General features: G+C 42.0%; 7 protein-coding genes. 1 reads left to right on the plus strand and 6 read right to left on the minus strand.

Translation table 11 applies throughout. The features are described from left to right. Nucleotides 1-394 precede the first annotated feature (394 nt). The 6 genes from QUA78_RS26640 to QUA78_RS26665 all read right to left on the minus strand — a co-directional run bounded on the left by QUA78_RS26640 (nt 395) and on the right by QUA78_RS26665 (nt 4,735). Complete coding sequence (locus tag QUA78_RS26640) at nt 395-1,180, minus strand: class I SAM-dependent methyltransferase (protein WP_333303346.1); 786 nt, start codon at nt 1,178-1,180, stop codon at nt 395-397. Between the two features lie 194 nt (nt 1,181-1,374). Further along, nucleotides 1,375-1,572, minus strand: coding sequence for a hypothetical protein (locus QUA78_RS26645; protein WP_333303347.1), 198 nt, complete (start codon nt 1,570-1,572; stop codon nt 1,375-1,377). 51 nt (nt 1,573-1,623) lie between these two features. Continuing rightward, nucleotides 1,624-3,078, minus strand: coding sequence for a methyl-accepting chemotaxis protein (locus QUA78_RS26650; RefSeq protein ID WP_333303348.1), 1,455 nt, complete (start codon nt 3,076-3,078; stop codon nt 1,624-1,626). Nucleotides 3,079-3,254: 176 nt separating this feature from the next. After that, nucleotides 3,255-3,704, minus strand: a complete 450-nt coding sequence (locus tag QUA78_RS26655) for a methyl-accepting chemotaxis protein (RefSeq protein WP_333303349.1) — start codon at nt 3,702-3,704, stop codon at nt 3,255-3,257. Beyond that, nucleotides 3,626-3,904, minus strand: a complete 279-nt coding sequence (locus QUA78_RS26660; protein WP_333303350.1) for a hypothetical protein — start codon at nt 3,902-3,904, stop codon at nt 3,626-3,628. The genes QUA78_RS26655 and QUA78_RS26660 overlap by 79 nt, the downstream gene beginning before the upstream one ends. Before the next feature lie 372 nt (nt 3,905-4,276). Continuing rightward, nucleotides 4,277-4,735, minus strand: a complete 459-nt coding sequence (locus tag QUA78_RS26665; RefSeq protein WP_333303351.1) for a hypothetical protein — start codon at nt 4,733-4,735, stop codon at nt 4,277-4,279. Nucleotides 4,736-4,774: 39 nt separating this feature from the next. Here QUA78_RS26665 and QUA78_RS26670 point away from each other — a divergent pair, with 39 nt between their 5' ends. After that, complete coding sequence (locus QUA78_RS26670) at nt 4,775-5,797, plus strand: cysteine peptidase family C39 domain-containing protein (protein WP_333303352.1); 1,023 nt, start codon at nt 4,775-4,777, stop codon at nt 5,795-5,797. Nucleotides 5,798-6,000 lie beyond the last annotated feature (203 nt).

The raw sequence follows: 6,000 nt of genomic DNA on the forward strand, positions 1-6,000 counted from the left end.
ATTTGACTTTTTTGATTAATATCAATATTTCGATCTGCCGAGTTGTGTGAACTCACTTTTTGCGAGTCGCACGTTTCCTTGACTTGATAATTAACTCTACCGTACTCTTCCGGAAATTATAAAACAATTATTAAATTTGAATGATAAGTAAATCTTTTAGGATGAGGCTATCGATAAGGAACCGTTGTGAAGGGCGATCGGGTTGGTTTATCAAAACTGGTTCAAACCAAGACTTGCTGGGTACAGGTTGTAGCGAATGCCGATCGGGGGGCCTTCAAATCTATTGTCAATAAGCGGAAAACATCTGAGCCACCGTACATTTAGTTTGTTAATATATGTCTACTTTTTTAAGGTGGCGGTTAATTGTAGTCTACAATACAGAAATAATTTTTTGTTACTGTATTGCAGTTGCTTGAATTTCTAACCATTCTGCTTTACTTTCAATTAAACCGCTCTCGTTGGGAGGATTGCGTTCCATATAAATACTTACTAACTCCTCAAGAAAAGTATCGTAAATTTCTGGAGGTATTCTAGTACTCAAAGAAAACCAATCTTTTTCAACTCGTTGCTTTATTTCTCTTTTGCTATTATTATCCTTTAACGGATAGGAAAAAATTTCTACGCTATTTGTAGTAAATCCCACAGCTTTTAACATTTCTCTATATTCGGCAGGCGAATAAAACTGATAACTAAGATTATTTAATTCTTTCCATTTACTATCCAGGAGTAATTCTTGCAACACAAAATGAAAAGACTTGTTAGAGCCTTCACCTAAAAACGATAGTAAAATTTTCCCTGAAGGCTTGAGCGCTTCTTTAAACCTTGTCAGCACGGGGATATGATTGTGGATATAATGAAGAGCTCCACAAGAAACAATCAAGTCAAATGAATTTTCAAATTCAAGGCTTCTCACATCGCCTACTTGAAATTCTAGATTCGGGTGATTTTGGCGAGCGAACTTATTTTTAGCAAACTCTATAACTTCCGGAAATATATCACTACCAATAACATAACTTTGGGGCAATAATTTGGAAATTTCTGCCGTTATTCTCCCGTCTCCACATCCTACGTCTAGAATTTTTTCGTCACCTCGCAATTGGAGTTGTGATATTAAATCCATCATGCGAAGATGAAAGGGAAAAGGGTTACTGTAGTAAGAGTCTATAGAAGATGAATACATAGCTAAAAAATATTAATTGCAGATTAATTAGTAACTTTGAACGATTTAAATTAAATCACACCTACTGCATTTATGCACAGATTTTTAACATTTCGTCATAAAGGTGAGTGAACACACCTGCCAGTGGGTATATAGGTATTGCCCGGATACGGATATGGTTGGCGAATTCCGCTCGGTATATCGAACAGTGTTTTTCACTGGTTCCCAGGAAGATCCCGCTCACCGATGTCCAGAGTCCGAGCTCGCTCTTCTAGCAGGAAAATTGGAGGCTCTTCCTCCGGATCTGCGTTACCAGGCAATTCGATCGCCCAAGCTGTAGCGATGAGCCTGCGAGCATTTTGACTTTGATGCCGGAGGTTTGACAAGCTTGGACGGCTGCGATCGCAATTCATGACTCAATGCTATCAATTGTTAGTCTGCTAGCCCAAAAAACTGAGCGCCATTTAGACAATTGAATTTAGATTTTGGGCTGCAGCGTTCAATTGTTGAGTGCCTAATTTGGTTTGAGTAATACCACTAGCGGTTTCTTTTGCCGATAGATTGAGGCTGTTCATAGCATCGACTACTTGTTGAATGGCAACTGCCTGTTGTTGGGCAGTTAGAGAAATTTGTTGATTGTTCAATACCACATTGTTAACAGCCTTTGCCACTTCCGAGAAAGCTGCTGCCGTTTCTTGACTAATTTTGGTTCCTTCTTCTACTGTTTTAGTTCCTTCCATTGTCACCGTTACCGTGGAATTGATCGCATTCTTGATATCAGCGACCAGGTTGTTAATCTTCTCGGCAGATTTCTTACTTTGATCTGCTAGTTTGCGGATTTCTGTGGCTATGACAGTAAAACCTTTGGCGTTTTCGCCCGCCCGCACCGCTTCTACTGAGGCATTCAGTGCCAGCATATTCGTTTGATTGGCTAAATCTGTGACAGCACTAGAGATATTGCCAATCTGATTGGTTTGTTCGCTCAATTGCAGAATTTGTGCCGCGATCGCCCCGACATTTTCTTTCAATATTGCCATCGATTCCAGGGTTTGCTCCACTGCTAGTGCTCCCCTTTCAGTGATCTTTAAAGCTTGCCGTGCAGATTCAGCACCAGCTTGGGCTTGCTGGGCTGATTGTTGGGAAGCAGCGCCCAACTCATCCATGGTGATGGTAGTTTGATTTACAGAGCTAGATTGCTGTGTGGCTGTGCGTTCCTGCTGTTCAACTGTGGCCGCAATCTCTGTGGAAGAACTAACAATCATATTGACTGACTGATTCATTTTCTCTGCAATGCCTGAAGCAATCCACAGAGCGATCGCAATTGCCGTAAGTGCAGCTAAAGCAGTGCTTAAAATCACCACTGTAGTCAGGAACTGCAAAGCTTGGTTTTGCTCTTTTTCTTTGTTAAGTAAAATTTCCTGCTCGGTGCTTTGAAACTCCTTAGCTATAGCATCAACCTGACGAAGCTTTGGTACAATTTGTGTCTTCCATAAGTTAATTCCCTCGTCTCGCTTACCTCGATCGACCAAAGAAAATGCTTGTCTGTAGCCTTGGTCTATCTGATCTTGTAAGACATTCATTTCATCTAGCCGCTGGCGCTGTTTCGGGTTTTGAACCCGCGTGAGTAAATCCTGATGGAATCGATCGAAGCTTTTTACAGCTTCGTAGTATTCAGTTAAGAAACCACTATTTTGGGCTAAAAAATAGCCACGAGCAGCTTTCTGCATACCTGCAAATCCCAGTTCAAGATCTTTCAAATCTATAACAACAGCATTAGAATTATTTAGCAGTTTTGCTTTTACGCTTACTTCTTGAGCATTAAAGAAAACCAACGTAGCTGCTCCCACTGAAAGCAAAATCGGTATGGAATATCCCCACAAAATACGCTCTCTTAATTTGGTTGCTTTGAAGTTAATCATGGGACAATTTTCCTTGTATGATAAAATAAATCAAAATTAATCGCCTTCGCCGTTAAATATCAAGTTTGGTTAGTGATAGCAGCGACCGAGTGAACACTGGTTGTACCTCTTTTATTAAGCCCATCTAACTTCTAAAATCCTGATACTACTGCCGTAAATTGACTAATTTTGTTTCCTTATTCTACTATCTTAGCGCCTTTCTTTGTCACCGTTACCGTGGAATTGATCGCATTCTTGATATCAGCGACCAGGTTGTTAATCTTATCTGCAGATATCTTATTTTGATCTGCTAGTTTGCGGATTTCTGTGAGTATGACATTAAAACCTTTGCCGTTTTCGCCCGCCCGCACCGATTCTACTGCTGCATTTAGCGCTAAAATATTAGTTTGATTGGCTAAATCTGTCACAGCACTAAAGATATTGCCAATCTGATTAGTTAGTTGGTTCAAGCGCATAATTTGTTGGGCGATCGCCCCGACATTTTCTTTTAATATTATCATCGATTCCAGGGTTTGCTCCACTGCTAGGGTTCCCCTTGCAGTGATCTTTAAAGCTTGCCGTGCAGATTCAGCACCAGCTTGGGCTTGCTGGGCTGATTGTTGGGAAGCAGCGCCCAAGTCATCCATGGTGATATGGTGATGGTAGTTTGATTGACATAGCTAGATTGCTGTGTGGCTGTGCGTTCCTGCTGTTTTACTGTGGCAGCAATTTGTCTGGAAGAACAGGCGATCGCATTAACTGTGTCACTAATTGTTCTAGCAATACCTGAAGAGATTAGAAAGGCACCAAGTAAGGCGATCGCGATGCCTAAGAGTGCCCCAACCAAAACGACAGAGACTAAGAAGCGGATATTGTCCTCTGCGTTGGAAGTTACAGCCTCAAGAATTTCCTGCTCTTTTTCACCAAAGTAGTTATTTAATTCGTAATACTCATTCAGAATTAATGCCCCTTTTTTTGTGAAAATTTTTTCCAGCGCTTCTTTTTGCTTTCCTTGGTTTACTAAATCAATCAGTGGCTCCGAATATTTAGCATATTCTTATTGTAAGTCAATTAATATGTTTAGGAGCTTTTCTCTAGTATGTTCCATCGTCTTGCCTACAGATTATGCCAATTTATTAAATTTTAGTAAGTCTTCCCGAGCATCCTTTAAATAATATTCATCCCTGTTCCAAATATAGCCTCTCCTATGTCCCACCATTTAAGCCAAATAAAAAGCCATACGATCCACTCCTTCTCGGGTAGTCATTGAGATTTTTGTTTGTCTATATGACTCCCCTCCCTTGCTGGCGCTGGAGAAAACTGGCGCTACTAATCCTACAAATAAAGCAATGGGAACTGCATATCCGAGTAACATCCGGTTTTTCAGCTTTAAGTTGGCAAATATGGCACTATCTCCTTTTGGGTTAGGTAGCTGAATGATCTGATTCTCAACCATTGACTCAGACTCATCAAGAAAAATCTGACCAAACTTAATATTGAGCCAGCGATGCAGGTCAAAGTCTTTAGGATTGAGGGTTGTTTTGCCTGCTTCGATTTTGGATAAATCCTGTTTATTCGATTGTAGCGGGGAATTGAGGAACGAAACCCAAACACCGTCAAATTCTCTGCCCCACTTTTCCTCTCTCGCACTCTTGATTGGGGTGCAAGTCGATCGCATAAATGTTACAACCTAGTTAAGCGATCGAATTCTGAACTTATGGAAATATTTGTGACGCTGGTGCTGGGTTCGGTGCTGTTTGTCTGGGGAATGCGGTTCGGACGGGTGTTAGTTCGATCGGGAGTGACGGCTAACGATTTGTTTAAGGGCAGAAATTCGATCGCCCTGCTGTTTTTAGGTTTGTACTTTGCCTTGCTGCTACTGGCTCTAAATCTCCCTCAAATGCCAGCTTTGCCGATCGAGTGGCGCTTTCACGGGATGCGAGTTACTTGGACTTTGCTACGAGTGATGCTGATGGGAATCTGCGGTATTGGCTTTACTGTAAGCTGGCAGACGGCGCGATCGCAAGTAATAGCAGTAATTTTAATTTGCTTGTTGGGATTGGGAGGATTTACCAGCGCTGAATCCTATTTCATGGCGCCAATTTACGCTGATTTAATAGATAATTTGCGGCCAAACGGTGTATTTCGGCAAACATCTAACAGCAGTTGCGCGCCGGCGGCGCTAGCAACAGTGTTAAGGCGTTGGGGAATGGATGCGACGGAATCGAGTGTAGCTAGGGAGGCCGGCACGAGTCGCTTGGGAACTTCGATGCCACAGATAATTGTGGCAGCAAGAGCTTTGGGTGTCAATGCGATCGAACTAACGCCAACTTGGGAGCAAATTCAGCAAATTAATCGCCCCGGAGTGCTAGCAGTTTGGCTGTTTGACGGCCCTCGGAAGCTACCGCACGCGGTGGCTTTGCTGGGAATGAATGACAGTGTAGCTGCCATTGGAGATCCGGCGCGGGGCAGAATTTTCTATTTAGATAGGGCAACTTTTGCTCAGATTTGGCGAGAGGAATACGTGCCTATTTTTCGTTCTGCCGATATCTTGTTAAGTGACAAACAAGCTATTGATTATTTGAGTAAATTAGGATATAATAGCGGCGATTTTAAAGCAGATATCGAGCGGTTTCAAACTGATAAAAAATTAAAAGTCAGCGGCAATTTAGACCGGATGACTGAGTTAATGTTTAGCGGTAGTTTTTTGGAAGGAGTCCCCAGATTGGATGGGAAATAGTTATGGAAAATCATCAACTGCAGAGGCGTTATTGACGCAGAGGGAAGAGTACCTCTGAGGTTTTTGTCAAACAATAGTTGAGCCATTCGTTTATAGCGATCGCCCCAGCAGACGATCGGCGATCGCACGGGAGCGTGTCACTTTTGCGATGAGTATAAATACTCGTGAACCCAGAATGACTTTTTTATCGATCATCAGTATAA

Source organism: Microcoleus sp. K4-B3, from assembly GCF_036704615.1.
GTDB lineage: Bacteria > Cyanobacteriota > Cyanobacteriia > Cyanobacteriales > Microcoleaceae > Microcoleus.

Bases quoted from the DNA above. Each gene is read 5' to 3' on its own strand.
- QUA78_RS26640 (WP_333303346.1), bottom strand. From the start codon at position 1,180: ATGTATTCATCTTCTATAGACTCTTACTACAGTAACCCTTTTCCCTTT.
- QUA78_RS26645 (WP_333303347.1), bottom strand. From the start codon at position 1,572: ATGAATTGCGATCGCAGCCGTCCAAGCTTGTCAAACCTCCGGCATCAA.
- QUA78_RS26650 (WP_333303348.1), bottom strand. From the start codon at position 3,078: ATGATTAACTTCAAAGCAACCAAATTAAGAGAGCGTATTTTGTGGGGA.
- QUA78_RS26655 (WP_333303349.1), bottom strand. From the start codon at position 3,704: ATGGATGACTTGGGCGCTGCTTCCCAACAATCAGCCCAGCAAGCCCAA.
- QUA78_RS26665 (WP_333303351.1), bottom strand. From the start codon at position 4,735: ATGCGATCGACTTGCACCCCAATCAAGAGTGCGAGAGAGGAAAAGTGG.
- QUA78_RS26670 (WP_333303352.1), top strand. From the start codon at position 4,775: ATGGAAATATTTGTGACGCTGGTGCTGGGTTCGGTGCTGTTTGTCTGG.